The sequence below is a fragment of the Paenibacillus sp. GCM10027626 genome (assembly GCF_042676285.1).
Taxonomy (GTDB): domain Bacteria; phylum Bacillota; class Bacilli; order Paenibacillales; family Paenibacillaceae; genus Paenibacillus_Z.
This window is the reverse complement of the sequence record NZ_JBHTHC010000001.1, coordinates 194,801-216,150: the sequence shown is the minus strand read 5'-3', so window position 1 is coordinate 216,150 and position 21,350 is coordinate 194,801. Positions and strand designations below refer to the sequence as shown.

19 protein-coding genes and 1 pseudogene are annotated in these 21,350 nt (G+C 47.6%); 7 read left to right on the top strand and 13 right to left on the bottom strand.

Annotation, left to right across the window (positions count from 1 at the left end):
- From ACFQ0N_RS00935 to ACFQ0N_RS38275, 4 genes and pseudogenes are all read right to left on the bottom strand, one after another.
- Entirely contained in the window at window positions 1–1,758 is a 1,758-nt protein-coding gene (locus ACFQ0N_RS00935) for a sensor histidine kinase (RefSeq protein ID WP_379322467.1), read from the bottom strand.
- 423 nt (window positions 1,759–2,181) lie between these two features.
- Window positions 2,182–2,580, bottom strand: coding sequence for a DUF4064 domain-containing protein (locus ACFQ0N_RS00930; protein ID WP_379322466.1), 399 nt, complete (start codon window positions 2,578–2,580; stop codon window positions 2,182–2,184).
- Between the two features lie 178 nt (window positions 2,581–2,758).
- Window positions 2,759–3,163: a DUF6223 family protein gene (locus ACFQ0N_RS00925; protein ID WP_379322465.1), complete on the bottom strand. Its 405-nt coding sequence runs from the start codon at window positions 3,161–3,163 to the stop codon at window positions 2,759–2,761.
- 238 nt (window positions 3,164–3,401) lie between these two features.
- Window positions 3,402–3,548: pseudogene (locus ACFQ0N_RS38275) on the bottom strand (Rpn family recombination-promoting nuclease/putative transposase); the annotation flags it as partial.
- A 160-nt stretch (window positions 3,549–3,708) separates the two neighbouring features.
- Between ACFQ0N_RS38275 and ACFQ0N_RS00915 the strand changes: the two are divergent.
- Genes ACFQ0N_RS00915 through ACFQ0N_RS00905 form a run of 3 tightly spaced genes read left to right on the top strand, consistent with a single transcriptional unit; the run spans window position 3,709 to window position 5,523 of the window.
- On the top strand, window positions 3,709–4,041 hold the full coding sequence (locus ACFQ0N_RS00915; protein ID WP_379322464.1) for a GntR family transcriptional regulator: 333 nt from the start codon (window positions 3,709–3,711) through the stop codon (window positions 4,039–4,041).
- Window positions 4,038–4,904, top strand: a complete 867-nt coding sequence (locus tag ACFQ0N_RS00910; protein WP_379322463.1) for an ABC transporter ATP-binding protein — start codon at window positions 4,038–4,040, stop codon at window positions 4,902–4,904. Before ACFQ0N_RS00915 ends, ACFQ0N_RS00910 begins: the two co-directional genes overlap by 4 nt.
- On the top strand, window positions 4,897–5,523 hold the full coding sequence (locus ACFQ0N_RS00905) for an ABC-2 transporter permease (RefSeq protein ID WP_379322462.1): 627 nt from the start codon (window positions 4,897–4,899) through the stop codon (window positions 5,521–5,523). Before ACFQ0N_RS00910 ends, ACFQ0N_RS00905 begins: the two co-directional genes overlap by 8 nt.
- Window positions 5,524–5,760: 237 nt before the next feature.
- Here the strand turns inward: ACFQ0N_RS00905 and ACFQ0N_RS00900 are convergent, their stop codons facing one another.
- From ACFQ0N_RS00900 to ACFQ0N_RS00880, 5 genes are all read right to left on the bottom strand, one after another.
- The gene (locus ACFQ0N_RS00900) at window positions 5,761–6,693 is read right to left on the bottom strand and encodes a VanZ family protein (protein WP_379322461.1); all 933 of its coding nucleotides are present in this window, start codon (window positions 6,691–6,693) and stop codon (window positions 5,761–5,763) included.
- A 128-nt stretch (window positions 6,694–6,821) separates the two neighbouring features.
- Window positions 6,822–7,916, bottom strand: coding sequence for a sensor histidine kinase (locus tag ACFQ0N_RS00895; protein ID WP_379322460.1), 1,095 nt, complete (start codon window positions 7,914–7,916; stop codon window positions 6,822–6,824).
- Window positions 7,909–8,598, bottom strand: coding sequence for a response regulator transcription factor (locus ACFQ0N_RS00890; RefSeq protein WP_379322459.1), 690 nt, complete (start codon window positions 8,596–8,598; stop codon window positions 7,909–7,911). Before ACFQ0N_RS00890 ends, ACFQ0N_RS00895 begins: the two co-directional genes overlap by 8 nt.
- A 453-nt stretch (window positions 8,599–9,051) precedes the next feature.
- On the bottom strand, window positions 9,052–10,536 hold the full coding sequence (gene rlmD, locus ACFQ0N_RS00885) for a 23S rRNA (uracil(1939)-C(5))-methyltransferase RlmD (protein ID WP_379322458.1): 1,485 nt from the start codon (window positions 10,534–10,536) through the stop codon (window positions 9,052–9,054).
- A gap of 92 nt (window positions 10,537–10,628) precedes the next feature.
- Complete coding sequence (locus tag ACFQ0N_RS00880; protein ID WP_379322457.1) at window positions 10,629–11,870, bottom strand: MFS transporter; 1,242 nt, start codon at window positions 11,868–11,870, stop codon at window positions 10,629–10,631.
- A 917-nt stretch (window positions 11,871–12,787) separates the two neighbouring features.
- On the opposite strand from ACFQ0N_RS00880, the gene ACFQ0N_RS00875 reads away from it, so the two are divergent.
- Window positions 12,788–13,453 (top strand): GntR family transcriptional regulator, encoded by a 666-nt coding sequence (locus ACFQ0N_RS00875; RefSeq protein ID WP_379322456.1) that lies wholly within the window; start codon window positions 12,788–12,790, stop codon window positions 13,451–13,453.
- A gap of 60 nt (window positions 13,454–13,513) precedes the next feature.
- Here the strand turns inward: ACFQ0N_RS00875 and ACFQ0N_RS00870 are convergent, their stop codons facing one another.
- The 3 genes from ACFQ0N_RS00870 to ACFQ0N_RS00860 form a co-directional block, all read right to left on the bottom strand.
- A complete protein-coding gene (locus ACFQ0N_RS00870) occupies window positions 13,514–15,352 on the bottom strand; it encodes an ABC transporter ATP-binding protein (protein ID WP_379322455.1) in 1,839 nt (612 codons plus the stop codon).
- A complete protein-coding gene (locus tag ACFQ0N_RS00865) occupies window positions 15,333–17,072 on the bottom strand; it encodes an ABC transporter ATP-binding protein (protein ID WP_379322454.1) in 1,740 nt (579 codons plus the stop codon). Before ACFQ0N_RS00865 ends, ACFQ0N_RS00870 begins: the two co-directional genes overlap by 20 nt.
- Before the next feature lie 110 nt (window positions 17,073–17,182).
- Window positions 17,183–18,673 (bottom strand): MDR family MFS transporter, encoded by a 1,491-nt coding sequence (locus ACFQ0N_RS00860; protein WP_379322453.1) that lies wholly within the window; start codon window positions 18,671–18,673, stop codon window positions 17,183–17,185.
- 181 nt (window positions 18,674–18,854) lie between these two features.
- Here ACFQ0N_RS00860 and ACFQ0N_RS00855 point away from each other — a divergent pair, with 181 nt between their 5' ends.
- The 3 genes from ACFQ0N_RS00855 to ACFQ0N_RS00845 are packed head-to-tail and all read left to right on the top strand — an operon-like array spanning window position 18,855 to window position 20,574.
- Window positions 18,855–19,490, top strand: a complete 636-nt coding sequence (locus ACFQ0N_RS00855; protein ID WP_379322452.1) for a DUF2975 domain-containing protein — start codon at window positions 18,855–18,857, stop codon at window positions 19,488–19,490.
- Window positions 19,491–19,505: 15 nt separating this feature from the next.
- Window positions 19,506–19,742, top strand: a complete 237-nt coding sequence (locus tag ACFQ0N_RS00850; protein WP_379322451.1) for a helix-turn-helix domain-containing protein — start codon at window positions 19,506–19,508, stop codon at window positions 19,740–19,742.
- Window positions 19,726–20,574 carry a helix-turn-helix transcriptional regulator gene (locus tag ACFQ0N_RS00845; RefSeq protein ID WP_379322450.1) on the top strand — a complete coding sequence of 283 codons (849 nt, stop codon included), beginning with the start codon at window positions 19,726–19,728 and terminating at the stop codon, window positions 20,572–20,574. Before ACFQ0N_RS00850 ends, ACFQ0N_RS00845 begins: the two co-directional genes overlap by 17 nt.
- Before the next feature lie 29 nt (window positions 20,575–20,603).
- Here the strand turns inward: ACFQ0N_RS00845 and ACFQ0N_RS00840 are convergent, their stop codons facing one another.
- Window positions 20,604–21,338, bottom strand: a complete 735-nt coding sequence (locus ACFQ0N_RS00840) for a phytanoyl-CoA dioxygenase family protein (protein WP_379322449.1) — start codon at window positions 21,336–21,338, stop codon at window positions 20,604–20,606.
- Between the last annotated feature and the right edge of the window lie 12 nt (window positions 21,339–21,350).

The window sequence follows — 21,350 nt, the reverse complement described above, 5'->3', positions numbered from 1 at the left end:
TTACTTATCCTTATCTATAGGTATCATTAATTCAGCCTTGAGACCTCCCAGGGCGCTGCGGGAAAATTTCAACCCTCCCCGCTCCTTATAATGGATTTGCACTCTCCGGTGGACATTGAACAGGCCCAGCCCCTCCTTGAGATTATTGTTTATGGTCAAACTATGTTGAAGCTTGAACAATTGATCTTCGCTCAAACTCGTTCCGCTGTCCTCAACGGCAATCATTAGCATTGAACGATCCTGTTCCTCATAAAAAGACACCTTAATCCTCCCTTCCTCGTCTTCATCGGCCAAACCGTGTTTATAGCAATTTTCCAGCAATGGCTGTACAATCAGCCGCGGAACGATCTGTTCATTCCAACATTCAGGCAGCTTCGGAAAATCAACATGGATGCGCCGGCCGAAGCGAACGTTCTGGATGTCAACATAAGAGCGCACAAAGCTGATCTCCTCGATAAGCGGCACTTCCTGGACGCCGTCGCGCGTTATGAACTGGAAGTAATGCCCTAATGATTTCGTAAAGGCCATCACTTGGTCCAACTTCTCCATCTTGGCCATGCGATAAAGCGTAAAGAAACTGTTATACAAAAAATGCGGATTGATCTGCAATTGCAGCTGTCTTAATTCCGAAAGCTGGATGCGGTACTTCTGCTCATAAACTTCATGAATCAGCACCCTTACTCGCTCGATCATCTTATTGAACTGCAGGTACAGATAGGAAAATTCATCTTGAAATTTGTACTGTATTTCGCCATCCAGTTTCCCTTTCTCTACCTGTTTGAAAGCTCTGACCAGCGTACGCAGCGGCTGATGAATCAATTGATAAATCGCATATGAGAATACGGCGATGATGACTAGAGATAAGGAAGATAACCACCAAATTCCGCTGCGATACTTTTGCAGTGGCCCCAGCACAACCTCTTCCGGCACATACGTTAAAATCATTGAATCAAGACGTGCAGACTTTTCGAAGATAACAATATATTTTTCCCCTTCCCATTCCATATACCTGATGCCGGAATCTTCCGCGTTGTTGTCATATAACTTATAGGCTAGTTCGGCCAGCACAGGCTGCATATCCGCATCCGTCATATTAACGATCTGCCATCTCTTCTTATGATCGATCATGATCGATCCGCCTTGCACGCTTTCCCCGAACAAACCGATGGCTGATTTGATTTCGGCCTTATCCACCTCGACACCGATCACATATTGCGTACCTCCCTGAACGGCAATCTCAGGATAAGGAAGACTGATGTATAACTTATCTCCTTGCTGAATAAAAGGCGATGCAAGACGGTCCGTCGGCGTGGAGAGTGCGTTGAACAATTCGCCGTCAATAGATCCAATCGTTTGATCCGTAGATAAAGTGCGCCCGATCGATGCAATCGATATATGAACATTGCGAATATAAGGACTTGAAGCTTTCAATACCCTAATGCGATTAAGCAGGCTGGTCAGCGCCTTATTCCTTTCAATATCGGTTATAATCGAATTGAAATCGCTCAGCTGCCGTAAGTACTCGTCATTGGCATACTCCTGCTGCAAACGGATCGTCCTCGTGAAATCGGTTTCAAGCACATACAAATAAAAATGGACGCGTTCCCGCATCGATTTCGTGATCTCGCTCCTGACGTTATCCGCGCTCGACTCGTTCAACTGCAGACTTAGCGCGTAGATCGGAATGAGCACAAGCAAAAAGGTAACAACCAGCTTCGGATAGATGGACAACGGTATTTTCCCTAACAATGCACCCATTTCAGCACCTCTTCATTTTATAAGCTTAGTCCTAAGTATTATCGATCTGCCAGACTTTGTCTACTATGCTTATGAAATAGCCAGTGCCCCATGGTCAAGCCCCAGCCGGCCTCGAAATCATAAAGGCGAATGTCCAATGCTTGGGTGACTTTCCCATAGCTCAGAACCATATGTAAAGCAATCTTACAGTTTACTCGAAAAGGGGAGTTGTGGTACTTTTAAGAGGATTTGAAATACTGATTGGATTCCAAAAAACAGACATTAATTTACTTATTTTGGAATTATTGCCTAGTGGGGGGGGGAGAACCAGCAACTGAACGACAAAGCGCAATTGGCTCAAATAATGGAAATCAAACCGATTTTCAGCGGAGGGCGTCGGGTAGGATAGGCTCCTCGCGGAGCCATTTCCCTTTGCGTAACTCGTTACTCTAAAATTTTCTTTGGTTTAGCGGCCAATATTATTATTCCTGTGATAATAAAGAATATATTTGGTATGGCCGCAAACAACGAAATAAAACAGCTCGCGACTGATAATATAATTAGCATCCATCCTACAAGCTTCTGATTCCGATTGCTTTTCAATAAATAGATAGCCAGTATCCCTAATACAAGACCAATGATTCCAGGTAGAACAAACATCGTCCATGCTTGACTCAACTGATCAAGTGTATAATCATTTTGGCTTTTACTCCAGTTATCATCCAAATATTTCAGAAAAACTTCATTATCTTTGAGGTAAAAAAAAACAAGCCCTGTTCCTATCATGAGAACATTCCCTATAACTCCAATAATATTTAATACATTTTCTACAATTCGTTTCATACGACTATCCCCTTCTGATATACGTTGTACGTTGATAATAATGGTCAAGCTACTTCAAAATCATGAATTCTATTCTGTATAGATAATCGGATAGATTATCGGCCCCTGCGCCCTCCGGACCACGCCAAGAAGGGGCAGGAACCACAACACGGGGGCACATGACCGGCACATGGTCGGGTCAGCCGGTGCGGCGGGAGCGGGCCAGAGTTATCCCAGCGAGGAATATGCTAGTCAGCCCCAACACGATGGCAATGATGGCTCCGACTCGCCCGTCACCTGTGCCGGGACCACCAGGGAATATGGTCACATGCACACCAGCGTAGGTTATGACGATCAGCCCCGCCACCATGGCCACGATGGCCCCACGCCGCCCGCTGCCGGTGCCGAAACGACCGGCGGAGCGGGCCAGAGACAGCCCGGCGAGGATCGCGCTGATCAACCCCAACACCGCGTCCGTCGTGGCCCAGAGTCGCCCGGAGGTTAATTCGTATCCGACATTACCATTGATCATTTCAGCAGAAGCAATCGTTGGCACAAATAGAAAAGAACAAAATACTACGAATAAAACTAGCTTCATTTTCATTGGTTAATTCCTCCTTTATTGTTTTTGCATCACACATAATCCGCAGTTCCTTCCATTTTCAAAAATTACGTTGCCCTGAATCCAATCCTCCAGATTAATTATTCTTCTTGTTCTTCTCGGCTGCTTCTCACCTTTCACAGCCAGTTTACATTGCAAATGTCGAGAACTTATGCAGATCTTCCACTCTTTGCGTGGATTTCTTTAAGATCCACCAAATCACGGTATTGGCATCAGATATAACTGTCGACTTTTCGTCGCTGAGCGCCTTCATCCGGGCATCATAAGCCATCCGCGCCGCGGCATCCTGACTTAAAAATTCCAGCGTATCCATCGCTTTTTTCAGCATCGGTTCATTCATCGTCAACACCTCCCAGTTGGATTTGTCCACCTAATTTGACACAGTCATTGCCATTATATATTGACGCAAAAGTGAATAGTGTGTATATTATGTATATACGGTAGTCACTCTATTGACAACAGCGAGGTGATAGACCCTGAAAATAATAATATCCAACGCATCGAACGATCCGATTTACATACAGATCATGAACCAGATTAGACAGAGTATCCTGAGCGGTGATTTGCGTGCAGGCGACAGCCTCCCCTCCATCAGGCAGCTGGCCAAGGATTTGCAAGTTAGTGTCATTACAACCAAGCGCGTGTATGAGGAGTTGGAGAAAGAGAAGCTAATCGACTCAGTCGTAGGCAAGGGTTGTTTCGTATCAGGAGCAAATAAAGACTTTATTCGGGAGCAGCGCATGAAACGTTTAGAAGAGAAAATGATAGAAATCATTCAAGAAAGCAAAGAATTAAGCATGAGCCAACAAGATTTAATCGATCATCTAACTTTATTGTTCGAGGAGGAACAGACACCATGAATGCCATAGAATTACGAAATCTAACGAAAACATACCCTGAATTTACTGTTGACAATGTATCTTTGGATGTGAAACAAGGCTACATTACCGGACTCATTGGTCCGAATGGCGTTGGTAAAAGCACCTTGATCAAGATGATGCTCGGCATGATTCGTCCTGACTCCGGGAGCGTCAAAATACTAGGCTGCGATATGCCTAAAGAAGAAGTTGACATTAAGCAGCGCATCGGCATTGTGTCGGATGACTGCTTCTATTACGAGCATCTTGCGATTCGTGACACGATGAAGATGATCGGACCTTTCTACAAGAAATGGAACGAGAAGAAGTTTAACAGCTATCTAGAACAATTTGAGTTGTCCCCCAAGAAGAAGATACAAGAGTTATCCAAGGGTATGAAAGTCAAGTTTTCTCTTGCGGTCGCCTTATCGCATGAGGCTGAGCTCTTAATTATGGATGAACCTACCTCTGGACTTGATCCTGTGTTTAGAAGGGAAATGCTTGATCTGCTTGCGGATATGATGCAGGACGAGAGCAACTCGATTGTCTTCTCGACCCATATCACAACAGATTTAGATCGAATTGCTGACTACATTGCTTTCATCAATCGCGGAAAACTTGTATTCAATGAAACGAAAGATGAAGTGCTCGAGAGATACGCAATCGTCAAAGGCGACTCACAACTGCTCGATTCAGATGTTCGAAACAAATTTGTCGGGATTCGCGAAACAGCTGTTGGTTTTGAGGGATTGGTAGATAACAGGCAGGAGGCTGAACGGTTGTTTGGGAATTATGTTGTTTTTGACAAACCATCCTTAGAAGACATCATGTATTTCACCGCCAAGGGAGGACGCATTCATGCTTAACTTGCTTCGTAAAGACTTCGTCGCTTTAAAAAGCACACTATGGATGAGTATCCTGTATCTTGCTGTCTTTAGTGTCGCTTTTATACCAAAACTTTCATCGTCTATTCACCTTGTGGGGATCTATACAGCTTTCGCCTTACTTAATCACGGTACGATGATAGATATCAAGAACAATAACCATCATTTTCTGGTCACGCTGCCCATTAAGCGCAAACATATTGTGCAAGCCAAATACATAGCTGCCATCATCTATACCCTTTTTGGAGTCCTTGCTTCTTACGGGATTCACTGGCTCGTTAAACTAACAATCCTAGAGCTTAATAAGCCAGACTATTCGGTCATGGACATTCTGGTTCCAGTAGGCATAGTGCTTGTTCTAACTTCCGTCTATTTGCCGCTTTTTTACACACTTAGTAAAAAAGGAACCGCTATTATCAATATCGTATTCTTGATCATACTACTTGCTCTGGCGCAGCCTACAGCTATGCTTATGAATATGGTGAATGAGAATGGTTTTAGCATTGACCAAGTGTTTTTGCTTATCCTGATCCCTATCGTGCTATTATTCATTGCTTCCTACTACTTAACTATAAATCTGTTTACTAGAAAGGACTTGTAAGGGTCGCACAGGTAAACACTAACATGCTAACGCTCTGCATAAAAGGTGTATAGCAAAAAAACGCTATAAACCTTTTATACAGGGTCTATTGGAATGTCCCCCTTATGCTTCTTTCACGGATCCTGGAAAATTTCATCCCAACGTTCAAACAACAAGTTGGCTGATGATCTTATCCGCGGCGTAGGACGCCATAGTAAACGAAAGCGGCGTTGGACGCGCTTTGGGCAATCTTTTTTATTATTCAACCCATTCGATTACTACTAAGTTATCAACTTTTTTTCCATCTGAACTCCATATAATAACATTACGGCCTTTGCTGAATACTTCACTTTTCTGTGAAATAAAATCAGAATATGTTATTTGCTCATAACGTTGATGTTCGCCAGAAATTGTACTAAAAAAGTAGTCTATTTTATCATAGCAAACATATAGGCGACTGTCGGATGTTATTTCAAATTCCATAAGTGTTCTCTGTTCTGATGCACTTTGAATACTTTTTTCAACCGTCAGTATAGAATCCTTTGATTCGACAAACTTTCCGCTAAGATAAAATGGGGTTTCAATAAATCCCTGAACAAGTTCTCCGTTTTCCACAGTAGTTTCCTTTGGAGATATTAAAAATAAATCTGTATTGTTAACAAGTAAAATACCAAAGGCAATGCTTCCTGAAATAATTACCAAGGTTGTCATAGAAGCAAGAAATGATAAATTTGATTTTGACTTTTTCTTCATAGCGATAAATAGCATATATCCGATTATAGTCCCGAATGTATTAAAAATTAAATCATCAATATCAGTGCTTCCCAGGCCAAAAATATACTGGATTATTTCGATGGACGCGCTAAAGATAATGCCACCTAAAATAACATTTCTGCTTTCTCTTTTTAAAATAACTGGCAGTATTAATCCAAAAGGAATGAAAATAACAATATTTCCAATAACATTTTCCAATATTCGTGTTATTGAAACGTTACTACTAATCATTTCAAAAATTGATTTGAAAGGAATGATACTTACTGTTCGCTCGCTTGCGCCTATGGCAGCAAACAAATTATAGATGCTTGCTTGTTTAAAAAGTGTAATGCGAAGCAAAAAAATAATATAAAGTGTGAAAAGTCCATATATGCAATAACGCAATACTTTTTCTTTTGTACTACTTTTATTATTCATAATTCCTTCCTCCATTTGTAGGGTCCCACATAAAAACGGTTCGTTTTATTTAGTGATTGTACTAAATAAAAGCAAACCGTTGATTTTTTATTCTTTTCGAGAATCTTATTTTTTTCTTATCCTACTTCTTAATTATTGATAGGCAAGGTAAGAGTAAAAGCAGTAGTTTCTTCAAAACTTTCTGCGGAGATTGCTCCATTGTGCATTCTCATAATTTCCTTTGCAATTGCTAATCCTAGCCCCGCACCGCTTTTACCAGAGTTTCCGGATTCATCGGTGCGATAAAATTTATCAAATATACGCTCCAACTTATCATTCGGTATGGTTTCTCCACGATTTTTAATGTTTGCAGTTATATGCTCACTTGATTTCTGCACAATAACATCAATAATGCCTTGGGGGAAGCTATATGTAATTGCGTTTTTTAGGACATTGTTAAAGACTCTTGCAATTTTTTCGGCATCAACAAAAACGAATAAATGATCGGGGATATCCAAATTGAGCTGAAGCTCTTTTTGTTGCAGTAATGGGTAGAATTCATCAGATATTTGCTCAATTAAAAAGCATAAATCAACTTCCTTTTTAACTACTGCCTTGTCTGATAGACTGTAACGTGTTATATCAAAAAATTCATCAATCAAGTTTTCAAATTTCAATACTTTTTCAAATGCTATCTTTATGAACTTGTTCCGTTGTTCTGATGGCATATCCGGCGATTCACATAAAAGGCTTAAATATCCGACAACGGAAGCAAGAGGCGTTCTTATATCATGAGCAAGATAGGTGAGAGTGTCAGATTTTTTTTGAGCCTCTATTTCCATTAAGTGTTGTTGCTCTCTATTTTTCGTTTTTATAAGATTGAGCCGGTTTTGCAAATCGGAAAACTCTGCAGGCAATAAAATATCGTCTGCTGAATTGTCTAAAATACAGTCCAGACTGTCCATTATTTTCATAATTTTTCGTGAAGAATTCCATTCGATCCCAATCCATATCAGAAATTGTGAAATTGCAATAACAAATAAGATAACGCCCGGTTCGTAGCCATGAATGAAATAAGCTATATTACGGCCCAGCATTTTTTCAAGAATGATATAAAAATTGTCTGGATACGCAATCTTTACAATAAAATAGCTGATTGCAAAAACAACGAATGCGGCAATTGCCCCTACTAAATGCCGTAGCCATAATGTTTGTTTGTATTTCTTTGAAAATTTCTTATTCAATGATATATCCCACTCCCCATATAGTTTTTATAAATTTTGGATTTTCTACAGAATCGTTTAGTTTCTCTCGTATATGTCTAATTTGAACCATAACTGTGTTTCTACTATTTTTGAAGTATTTCTCCCCCCATATTTGCTGAAAGAGTTCATCCGCACTAAAAACTGTTCCTCTGTTTTTGCACAAAAGCCATAATATAGAGAATTCCAAGGGAGTCAGCTTAATTTTTTTACCATTTAAATTACATTCATGAGATGTTTTATTAAGAAAGAGGCCTGTAACCATAAGGGTTTCTGATGTATTGCTTTCTTTTCCGTCATAAAGCTGTACTCGTCTTAATTGAGCCTTTACACGCGCCACTAATTCAACTGGCAAAAAGGGTTTAGTAACATAATCATCTGCCCCCAGGGATAGTCCAGTAACACGGTCGATACCTTCTATTCTGGATGTAAGTATAATTATAGGATAAGTGTATTTCTCTCGAATGAACTTGCACAATTCAAATCCATTTCCATCTGGCAACATAACATCTATAATAGCTAAGTCAAAGCTTTCGTTTTTAATAAGCATAAGGGCATCCTGTGAAGAATAGCATTTGGATACTTGAAAATTTTCATTTTGCAGAAACAACTCTATTAAATCGGTAATTTCCTTTTCATCATCAATTATTAATATTCTGTTCATATGATATCACTCTTTCTTTTTTTGACTTCCTCATATCGAAATATATTCCAAATGGCTAATCCTCCTGTATTCATACAATAATATTATATACGGTCAACGGAATGATTGCTTTATTGAATATATCAGACTTGGTATCTAACGGCGCGCAGAATAGTGGATTCCACGTTGACTCGAAGGATATATTTATTACATCAGGCGTTACACTTAATAGATTATCCTCCCCGAAAATGGGCATAAAAAAAGCTCTCCGTCAGGAGAGCGGGCGCATGAACAGCGCAGCACGGGTGAATTATCGTTCGTGCTCCCGCTGGATGCAATAAAGCAACAAGAGAAACGAGAACAATGGACAATTTAGACGGATTTAATAGAGTTAACACCGAAAAAGTAGCAGCCCAAATCCAGCAAGGGATAGCATCAGTGTTTTGGGCGCCCCTAAATTAAGGATTTCCAGCCTTATTGTCTTCGTAGCAACACTATAGCCTCGACATGTCCCGTCTGCGGAAACATGTCCACCGGCTGCACCCACTCGATATGGTAGCCGCCGTGGAGCAGTGTCGTGCAATCCTTCGCCAAAGTCGACGGATTGCACGATACATACACGAGCCGCCGCGGCTTCGCGCGCACGATCGCCTGCAGCAGCGGCTGCTCGCAGCCTGTCCGCGGCGGATCGACGACGACGACGTCTGGCTTGATGCCGCGGCCCACCCATTCCGGCAGCAGCTGCTCGGCGCGCCCTTCGTAGAAGCTCGCATTGTCGATCCCGCTGATGCGCGCATTTTCCCGCGCATCGCGCACTGCTTCGCCGATCAGCTCGATACCGCGCACCTCCCGGGCATGCGGAGCGAGCCACAGGCCAATCGTTCCCGTGCCGCAGTAAGCGTCCACGACCAGCTCCGATCCGCTTAACGCAGCCGCCTCCTCTACCACCCCATACAGCTTGACCGTCTGCTGCGGATTGAGCTGAAAAAATGCACGCGGCGACAAGGCGAAGCGGATATTGCCGAGCGTTTCTTCCAGGCGTTCCTTGCCCCAAAGCACAATTGTTTTGTCGCCGAAAATAAGCGATGACTGCCCTTTGTGAATGTTTTGGGCGATTGTTACGACCATCGGCAGCGCCTCCCGAACCCGCTGCACAAAGCGCCGCGAATCCGGCAGCTTGTCCGCCGCAGTAATGAGCGTCAGCTGTACTTGCCCGCTCGCTTCGCTGATCCGCGCGACGACAGTCCGTACCACCCCTGTACGCGCACGCTCATTATAGATCGGAATGTCCAGCTCAGCCAAAATCGTTTTGACCTCGCTGATGACGCGGTTGATTACCGGATGCTGCACCGTACAGCCGCTAATATCGATCAGGCTGTGGGAGCCTGCCGCATAGAGTCCAGTGACAATTTTGCCGCCTTCGCGCCCCGCCTGCAGCTGCGCTTTATTGCGATATCCCCAAGGCTCAGCCATCCCGATAATCGGTCGCAGCGGCAGCTCTTCAAGCCCCGTATAGCGGCGAAACGCCTCGCGCACGAGCTCCTCCTTGGCCTCCAATTGCCCCTCATAAGTGATGTGCTGCAATTGACAGCCGCCACAGACAGCATAAACCGGGCATTGCGGCTGCTGACGGTGCGGCGAGCGCTTCTCAATCTCCACGATCTCGGCCGTGAGGAAGCCTTTTTCAACTTTGGACACACGCGCCTTGATGACCTCATTCGGCAACGCGCCGTCGATAAAGACCGCTTTGCGCTTGAAGTAGCCCACTCCCTCGCCGTTAATGCCGATCCGCTTGATCGTAACGACGATCCGTGCGCCAACCTTGATTTCTTCAGCCGAAGCCGGGCTCGCAGCGGCACCTGCTGCCGAACCCGGCCTCCTCCTGTCCCGTTTGTTCCAGTCTTTTACACTCCGTTTCTTCTCTTGCTGCTGCCGCGGCTTCTGCCCTTCCTGCATCATTAGCTGATCTCGCTCCGTTTCCACCATTTATTTCTTTCACTATATCACAAGTAACGAGCGATCCCCAACTAGGAAGGTACATTTCTGCATAACTATACTTCTACTGCAGGACGGGCGCTGCGCACTTTTTTCTCCTTCGGCAAAAAGATCGTCAATAAGCCCAGCAGCGGCAAATACGCACAGCAGCGAATAACGAAATCGATACTGGTCGCATCCGCCATATTGCCAAGGATTGCCGAACCGACGCCGCCAAGGCCAAAGGCAAGCCCGAAGAAAATGCCGGACACAAGGCCGACCTGACCGGGCAATAGCTCATTGGCGTATACCATAATAACGGAAAAGGATGAAGCCAGAATGGCCCCGGCAAGAAAAATCCAGACGATCGACAAAGCCAGATTCGAGTAAGGAACAAGCAGCGCAAACGGCGCCGTGCCCAAAATCGAGAACCAAATCAGCGCGATGCGGCTGAAACGATCGGCCAGCCAGCCGCCCACCAGCAGGCCGACGACATTGGCTGCCAGGAAGACGAACAAAATGATTTGCGCTTGCTCCATTGTGACGCCGAAACGCTCAATCGCAAAGAAGGAATAATAGCTGCTGATTGCTGCTACATACAAGTTTTTGGAGAAGACGAGAATCATCAGGATCGTAATCGCCAGCCAGACCCGGCCTTTGGACAAGCCGGTATAGGGCGATGTTACCTTTTTCCCTTTATTTGTATCGCTTGCATCCGCAAGCTGGCCATTATACCATTTGGCAACATAAAATTGAGCGGCAAACCCGATCGCAATGACGATCGAAAGCCATACAAGACCGCGGTGCCCGGTTGCAACGAACCAGAAGGCCGTCAAGATTGGCGCAATTGCCTGCCCCATAAAGCCGCCGAATTGGAAGATTGACGAAGCCGCCCCTTTTTTATCTCCTGCCGCCAGAAAAGAGACGCGCGACGATTCGGGATGAAACACCGCCGAGCCAAGACCGATCAGCATGACAGCCAGCATGACGATCCAGAAGCGGTCCGCATAGGCCAAAATTACGACGCCCAGCATAGTAAACAGCATCCCGATCGGCAGCATCATCGGCTTGGGCCGGTTGTCGGTATAAATGCCTATAGCCGGCTGCATAATGGCTGCGGTCAAATTAATCATAAGTGAAATAAGGCCAATTTGCGCAAAACTTAGCGATAAGGATGATTTTAAAATCGGAAAAAGCGAAGGGACAATAAATTGAATCGTATCATTCAATAAATGCACCATGCTCACTGTAATTAAAATGGGATAAATCGTTTTCGCCGCAAATGACGACGATTGAATGGTGTTTTGCTTTGTTGACATGTTGATTACGCTCCTTCTCTCTGTATCGTTTCTCTCCTGAAACAAGTATTTGAATGCAATATATTGCATATTATATTCTGGCACTGACAAAAAAAGCAATCTCTTTTTTTGGGCTTAAGAAAAACGCCTGGCGGCGTTCTTGGTACTATCGCCAAGTTTTTTCTTCTAACACTGGAGTTCAGGGGGCAAAAGCTCTGAAGGAGGGTCGCCTGCAAAGCGGTTCCGTCTAACGGAAGCCACGGACCCTATTTCGTCAATTACCTTCCTTTTTAAAATCTAACGGAAGTAAGCGATCTTAATTCAACGTTTTCTTGCCAAATCGGGCTCATCATCATCAAATAGGGGCTCACAGTTCCGTTACAATTACAAATCGGTCGAATTTTCACAATTAGCGGCTGTGGCATCCGTTAGCATTCGTTCATCACGAACGAAGCGACCCCGAGCGGACCGTGGATCCGTTATCTGTGAACAAACCTGCAAAACGGCTTCCTCGCGGACCGTAGCTCCGTTATTGGTCTCAAAACGCCGCGAAAACCCGGCAAAACCAGCAAATAACGGATCCTGTGTCCGCGAAACCTATGAATTGGCCGTTATTCGACAAAATAACGGATCGTGTGTCCGCATGCCCACAGTGGCCCGCTTCTGCAGCAAAAATCGTTGTCCACAATTAATCGCCAGCCGCCCCAGGTTCGTTATACCCGGAGCAAGCCGATTTTTCGGCTAATAGCGTGTTTGAGGTTCGTTAGCCCTAATCGTCAACATAGGGAGCGTGATGATGCCGCGCAGTAACATGGGGGAGCAACGAACTGCATTTTATTTTGTTAGTTACTGGGGATTAGCAGACGATTTGTTTCATTGCTTTCAACCGGCAGATGCGATATATTAAAGTTTAAAATATTGCTAGAGGATGAATTGAAATGCCCATTCCTACTAATTACGAGACGCCGGTGCGCACCTCGGCCAAAGATCGCGCCTTATCCCAGCTGCAAAAATGGATTATCGACGGTACGCTGCAGCCGGATGAGAAGCTGAACGATGCCGAGCTTGCAGCTGCGCTAGGCGTTAGCCGCACACCGGTGCGCGAGGCGCTGCAATTGCTGGAAGTCCAAGGCCTGGTGCAGATGTATCCAGGCAAAGATACGCGGGTCACAACCATTGACAAAGAAATGATTGGCAAGCTATATGCTACACTTGGCGCCCTGCATGCCCTCGCGGCCGAAACAGCCGCTCAGCTTATCGAACCCGGGCAAATTGAGCAGCTGCGCGAGCTGAACGCCGCTTTTGCGCGCGCGATCAAAGCGAAAGATATTTATCAGGCGCTGGAGTATGATGAGGAGTTCCACAACTTAATTGTCGAGCTGTCCGATAATCCCTATACGGTATCCTTCTGCTCGTCCCTGCAAATGCATATCCGCCGCTTCAAATTCGTCTTTCTCAAGCAGCCGCTCGGCCAGACGATGGCAGCGGCCGAGGAGCATGAGCAAATTATCGATGCATTGGAAAAACGCGATGCCCAGGCGGCCTCCCGGCTTATAAAGCAAAATCTTTCCCGGCCGTTGGAAGAGTACAACAAGCTGCCATAACGGCAACAAACCTCCTGAAGGAAGGGCAATAAAGCCTTTCTTTAGGAGGTTCGCTCATTTTTAACCTGATTTTTTCAGTTGTCGGTTATACAAATTGCTGTAAAACCCGCCCCGCGCCAGCAGCTCTTCATGCGAGCCTTGCTCAAGTAAACGTCCTTCCTTCAACACTAAAATTTTGTCGGCCTGACGAATCGTATTCAGACGATGCGCAATAACAAAGCTCGTTCGGCCCTGCATCAGCCGCTGCAGCCCCTCTTGAATTTTGATCTCCGTCACCGTATCGATACTGCTGGTCGCCTCATCCAGAACCAGAATGGAAGGATTGGCGAGAATCGCCCGCGCGATCGCCAGCAGCTGCTTTTGTCCTTGACTGATGCCGCTGCCGCCTGCAAGCAGCTTTTTGTCATAGCCTTCTTTGAATCTGGCGATAAACGAATGGGCATTGGCCAATCTGGCCGCCTCCTCAATTTCCTCGTCCGTGGCATCCAAGCGGCCGTAACGGATATTTTCGCGGATCGTGCCCTCGAATAAGAAGGAATCCTGCAGCACAAAGGCCATCTGCGAGCGCAAGCTTTCTCGCTGAATCTGAGAAATCGGATGACCGTCGATCAGTATTTCGCCGCTGTTCGGATTATAGAAGCGGGAGATGAGCTGAATTAAGGTCGTTTTGCCGGCTCCTGTTGGTCCGACAAGGGCGATCATCTCTCCCGGTTTCGCCTCAAAGCTAATATCCTCCAGCGTATCGCCACCCTCTTCATAGGAAAAGGAAACCCGGTCGAAGCGAACCGCGCCGGCAATCGAGGACAGCTTCTTCGCTCGCCGTTCGTCCCTCACTTCAATCTCTTCATCCAGCACCTCGAACACGCGCTCCGCGCCGGCGATGGCCGATAGCAAGGTGTTCCATTGGTTGGCCAGGTCATTCAACGGGCGGGTAAATTGCCGCGAATATTCGACGAAAATGATAATCACACCGACTGTGACCGTGCCCGAGCCTGTAATCGCCAAAACGCCGCCGACGCCGGCAACAATGGCGAAGCTAAGGTTGTTCAGGCTGTTCATCAGCTTCGGAATGAAGCCGGAGATCGTCTGTGCCCAGAAGCCCGACTGTCTAATCTGTTCATTGCGGGCTGTAAAGTCGCGCATGACGCGCTCCTCCTGCGAAAAAGCTTTAATGACGCGCTGACCGGACAACGTCTCCTCGATATAGCCGTTCAAATCGCCCAAATTGCGCTGCCGCTCCTTGAAAAGCGGCCCCGTGCGGCGCGTAATCCAGCGCATCCCGCCAGCCATTAACGGCACAATCAGAAAAGTAAGCAGCGTCAGCAGCGGGCTGAGCCACAGCATCACGGTCAAGGTGCCGATCAAGGTGAGTACGCTCGAAAAGATTTGAATCGCCGAGCTGTTCAGCGTTGCGCTTACATTTTCAATGTCATTCGTTAGCCGGCTCATTATTTCGCCCTGCTGTCTCTTGCCGAAGAATGGAATCGGCAAACGATGCAAATGAGTGAACAAATCCGTGCGCATGCGGTACACCGTTTTCTGGGCAATGCCGATCATCCAAATATTTTGTAGCCAGGATGTAAGTGAGAAAAAAATATAAGTCATCGACAAACCGAGCAAAAATTGGCCCCATGCCCGGCCGCCTTCCCCTTCCAAATAGTCGTCAATCGCAACACCGACCAGATAGGGGCCGAGCAGCGCCAGCCCGGAGCTGACCATGACCATCAACAGGACGGCGATGAGTCTTTTTTTATAGACTGCCAGATAGCTCCACATTCGTTTCATTGTGACGTTAACGTTTTTGGCTCTTGCTTTCTTTTTCCGCTCTGTCTGCTGCTTGCCTGCTTCTGGCAGCTTGGGAGCTGGATGCTGAAAAGGTTCAAGAAGTGCTTTGAGCATGCATGGCCTCCTCTCCATACTGCGACTGATAAATTTTCCGGTACAATGCGGACTCCTTCATCAGAGCAGCATGACTGCCCTGCGCGATCAATTGCCCTTCATCCAACAGCAGGATGAGGTCGGAGGATACGGTAGAGCTGATTTTCTGCGTAATCATAATGGTCGTGCAGGAAAGCCCATCGAGCTCCGCGAGCAGCGCCGCTTCTGTCCTTACATCTAAGGCGCTTGTGCTATCATCCAAAATAAGAATCGCCGGCCGCCTGACAAGTGCGCGCGCAATTGATAACCGCTGCTTCTGTCCCCCAGACAGGTTAACCCCGCGCTGACCGAGCATCGTATTGTAACCATCCGGCAAACGTTCAATCGTCTCGTGGATTTGCGCTTGCTTCGCCGCGGTGACGATTTGCTCCATGCTGGCATTCTCCATCCCCCAGGCAATATTATCCCGCACTGATCCGGTAAAGAGCAGCACCTCCTGCGGCACATAGCCGATTGACTCCCGCAGCCGCCCAATATCCCATTTATCCGCATCGATGCCGTCGACCTTCATTGCTCCCTCATCCTCGACATAGAGCCGGGTGATTAGCTGCACGAGCGACGATTTCCCTGCTCCGGTCGCCCCCATAATCGCCACGCGCTGACCCGCTGCCACCCGGAACGATATGCGCTCGAGCGCCTTGCTGTCGCCGCCTGGATAGCTGAAGCTGACATTTTGAAACTCCACTGTCCCTTTTACCGCAACGGCTGCTTTGGCTGACGGCTGCTTGATCAGATCACTGCCCTCGGTCTCCATGACATCCTGTATCCGTGCAGCTGAAGCGCGCGCCCTTGATAAGGTCGCGACAATCCAGGAGAAAGCGGATAAAGCCCCTACTGTGCGGAGCGAGTAATTTACGACGGCTACGGTCTGCCCGACTGTTGCATCGCCGGAAGCGATATCGATTCGGCCAAACCAGAGGACGGCAATAATGCCGGCATTAATGATCAGCATGATGAACGGCATCGTCGTCTCGGTAAGACGCAACGCCGAGATCGTCCCTTGCATCAGCCCGGCTGCCGAGCGCGAAAACCGCTCAATTTCGTGCCCCATCCGTACAAATACGCGAATGAGACGGATCCCGGTTAAATTTTCCTGAATGACGCCATTGACCCGATCAAGCTGCAGCTGCACACTTTTGAACAGCTTCGCCGACTGCTTCATCACCATGATGACGAACACGAGCAGCAGCGGAACTGTCAACGTAAGCAGCAGACCGAGCTTAAAATGAACGACCAACGCCATAATGATGCTGCCCGTCACAACGAGCGGGACGCGCGTCGCAAAGCGCAAGCTCATAAACACCATATCTTGCACCTGGGTTACATCTCCCGTCAGCCTCGTAATGAGCGAGGAGGCGGCAAAGCGGTTGAAGACCGGATAAGTAAACGATTGCACGCGTGCATACAGCTTCTCCCGCAGATCGTAACCGAAGCCCTGACTTGCATGTGAGGCAAAAAAGGAGCTGGCGATCCCGCATACAAAGGCCACTACAGCGCTTCCAGTAAGCACGCCGCCCCACAGCCAGACGACCTGCAGATTCTCCTCGCCTATGCCGTCATCGATAATTTTGGAGATCATCATCGGCTGGGTCAGCTCCACTGCGAGCTCAACAAGCATCATAAACAGCGCGGCAACCGCCGCGATGCGATACTTTTTCAAATAGGCGAACACAATGGCCAACAAGCTTCCTCCTTTCTGCTGAAAAGCAATTATTTTGTGAACAGCTATTTCCCCATTATACCAACAAGACGAAAAAAAAGCCCGCCAAGGCGGACTTTAATTCAGGCCAATCAGTGGCCCATCATCATACTGGATTCTGCCGCATCCTGTTCGGGACCGGCTTGCGGCTTTGCTGCCGGTTTGCGCAGCAAAAATGTCAGCAGCAATCCGGCAACTGCAATACATGAGGCGACTAAAAACGTATCCCCGTAAGAAAGGACAGCAACCTGCAGCGGATTGCCCGCCTGTTCCGGGTCGGCAGCATGGACAGTCATACGGGAGGTCAAATAACCCGTCAAGCCGGCAATCGCAAACGACACGACAATTTGCTGCGCAGCCGCTGTAAGCGGCGTTACCCGGCTTACCAATTGCCGCGGCGCCGAATTAAGCACATGCGTGTTGAGCGGCATCATGGACAGCCCCATGCCCATGCCCATCATGATCAGGCAAAGTATAATTTGACCGTTGGCCGTATCGGAGGTAATGCCGGAAAGCATATACAGCGCTGCAGTAATGACCGTTAGGCCGGCCATCGCCAGCGGCTTGGCGCCGAATTTATCGAACAGTTTGCCGCCAATCGGCATCGCCACACCGGATGCGAGTGCTTGCGGAAGCAGCAGCAATCCAGTTTCGAGTGGAGTAAGACCGCGAATATTTTGCAAATAAAGCGGAATGAGCAGCATCGCTCCGAACAAGGCGATTTGCGTGACCCACAACAGCAAAATGCCGCGGGTAAAATCCGTTGAACCGAATACGCGCAGCTCCAGCAGCGGATACTTCTGCCGCAGCTCAACGATAATAAAGACAATAAGCGCTGCACCGCCAACCGCCAAACCGGTTATAGTCGAGGCTGAGGTCCAGCTCTCACTTCCTTCACTTACGCCATACACAAGCATCGCAAAGGCAATCGGCGCAAGGATCATCCCCCACAAATCGAGACGCACCGCTTCCTGTCCTGATCCGCCTGGCAAAAACTTCAGCCCCAGCCATACCGCTACGAGACCAACCGGGACATTAATGAGAAAAATCCAGTGCCAGGTCGCATATTGCACAAGATAACCTGACAATACCGGGCCGAGTGCCGGTGCGAGCAGCATCGGAATGCCAAGCATGCCCATAATGCTGCCGCGGCGCTCAGGCGGTGCCAGCTTGAACACCATCGCCATCCCGATCGGCGCGACCATACCGCCGCCAAGACCTTGAATGATACGGTACAGCACGAGCTGCTCCGGGGTTTGCGCAAGCGAACATAGTACCGAACCGAGCGTGAACAACACGATTGTGAGTACAAAAATCCGTTTGGCTCCGAATTTATCTGTCATCCATCCAGCAAGCGGAATTACCGCGGACAGTGCCAGTGTGTAGCCTGTAATCGTCCATTGAATCGTCTGCAAGCTCGTCTCAAAATACTTCACAAGCTCAGGTACCGCAACATTGACGACCGTTCCGTCAAGAATAACCATGATCATACCGGCAATAATCGCCATCATTGGCGGTATAATTTTTTTCAGCGAAAATGTTTCCTCTGACGAATCGCCGCCAGTCAAAGCAGGCTTCTGCATCCGTGAAATCTCCTCTCGTTTTCTCTGTCTTCGTCACATTGCACTATTATATAACGGAAATATGAACCGAATATGTACTGACTTATCGAATATTATTTATCGTTTATCATTAATTTTATATTGATTTTCGAATAAAACGATGCTAAACTCATGAGCAACAACGCAAAAAGGAGTTTTGTTTATGAAGAGTCGCACAGCACAACCGCCGGCAGCTTCCCCCGGCCGCAAAACCTTTCACGGCCTGTACCGTTTGCTGCAAGTTCTGTTCTGGGGAGGCGCAATTGTATTTATAGCATTTTTTATTCGCGATTTATGGATTAGTCTGAAGCCTGAATCCGCCTTCTCTGCGGAAAAAGGCATTGCCCATTGGGCTTTTACCGTTCACTTATCTGATACAATGAAAACGTCGGTGCTTGTGCCCTTTACTCTTTTTCAGCCAATTAATCCATCCATGTTCAGTCCGAAGGCTGCCTATGTCGTATCGCAATTAACCGTAATCATAACCGGATTTGCCACTTACCTCTATTCGATCTGGCAAATTCGCCATATAATAGGATCGATCAGGAATGGCGAAACGCCCTTTCAATCCGTTAACGTGCTGCGGTTGAAAAGGCTTGGCATTGTCCTTATTTTGCACGCTGTATTTTCCAAGCTGATCTTGAACATCCTGTGCTGGCTGCTCGTCAATCATATTTTCTCAATTAATCTCGGGGGCATTTCACTAATCGGGATATTGACCGGAATGCTCGTCCTCGTCATCGCCGAAGTGTTCCGGCACGGCGTCCTTTTGCAAGAAGAGCACGATACTACTATTTAACCGGGAGGCCATCCAATGCCGATCATTATCCGTCTCGACCGCGTGTTGGCCGACAAAAAAATGCGACTGAACGACCTTGCCGATCGAGTCGGCATCTCCAATGTCAATCTGTCCAATTTAAAAACAGGCAAAGTGAAAGCGATCCGCTTCTCGACCTTGGAGGCGATCTGTCATATTCTTGATTGTCAGCCGGGCGATATACTTGAATATGTTTCCGATGGGGTGGCGCCGAGCGATGATGCACAGACATGAGAACATTCATATGGATAGAGAGGTTGTGTTCGAGGAAAAGATTGCGGTTTTTCGCGAACATGAAATGCATACGCATGATGCTCTGGAGATTAGTGTCCTGCTGGAAAACGAGGCGATCTACCGGCTGGCCAGCCGCGATTACTTAGGCAAACCGGGCGATGTATTCATCTTTCGTCCCTTTGAGCCGCACTGGACGCTGATGAAAAATCCGGACCGCCCTGTCGGCTGGACGATGATTTTGTTCTCTCCTTCCTTTGTTCGCGCTATTCCCGGAGGCTATAAGCTGCTTGCCCCTTTTTATGCAATGGATTTATTTCAGCCGCTCATCGCGGGCAGCAGCTCCTATGCGCGGGAAATCCATCAGGCAGCCCGCCTCGGGCTGCAGGAAGAGAACAATCGCATACCAGGCTGGCAAGCAGTACAGCATGCGATGCTCGTCCAGGTGCTGGCAGCGATTTACCGCTGTTATCTGGAGAGCCGCGCTCAAGCCGATCCCGCTGACAGCGAGCTCGAAGACGGCATCATTCGCGTCATCGAGCATCTGCTGCGCCATTATGCCGAGTCAGTAGACGGTTCGTTGTTGATTAGCTTGTCTGGAGTCGGCAAAACGAAGTTTTATCAAACCTTTCAGGCGATTACCGGGCTGTCGCCCAACGATTTTATTACGTATCTCCGCCTGCAGCATGCCGCTCACCTGCTCAAGTTCAGCCAGCAGCCGATCACCGAGCTTGCCTTCGAATGCGGCTTCAACTCTATCAGCTACTTCAACCGCGTATTTAAACAAAACAAGGGCGTTTCTCCCCGAGAGTACCGGGGGGCAGCCCAGCGCTAAAAGCAGCAGGGGCGATTATAAGGCTGATGTCACGCTCCCGCTTTGCGCGGTGCAAGCAGCTCCCGATCCGACAGCAGCTTGCCTGTCGATGCGTAACGACAGGAATAAGCGGCTGCCTGGAAGGCAAAGGCGCGGCGCGGCTGGTCTGTCCGGTTTTCCTTGCTATGGTGCAGCGTCTCGCGATGAAAAATAACCGCATCACCAGGCTGCATCGGCTGGCACGGAATGCCATTTGCCGGCTCCGCGGCGCGGCGATGCTCCGAGCCTGCAGCATTCAAATCCGGCTGGCGGCCCAGCAGATGAGATCCGGGCGCGATCCACAGGCCGGCATTTTCCTGTGTAATCTCATCCAGTGCAATGAACACATTCAGCATATGGCCGAGCACATGTGTATATTGATTGTCCTGATGCCACTCCAGCCCTTTGCCGTACGGCGGCACTACGGCATACATCCCGAGCCACAGCCGGACGCCATCGCTTAAAATCCCTTCCAGCGTCTCGACAATTTCCGGATGCTGCATCATCTTCACCGTCTCAGGAAATTGCCCGGCATGCTCGTCAAAGTGGGTAAAGCCGCTTGATTTCCATTCGCCAGCCTTCGTTTTGGCATCCTGCCGGTTTGCGAACGCTTCGTGCTCGCGGTTAAGCGCATCGACCGTTTGCCTGTCGATAAATTTCGGCGCATAAATATAGCCTTCTGTATAGAAGGTTTCCACATCTTTTTCCGATAACTTAAATTGCGACATCGTCCTTGCCATCGTCATCTTCCTCTTCCT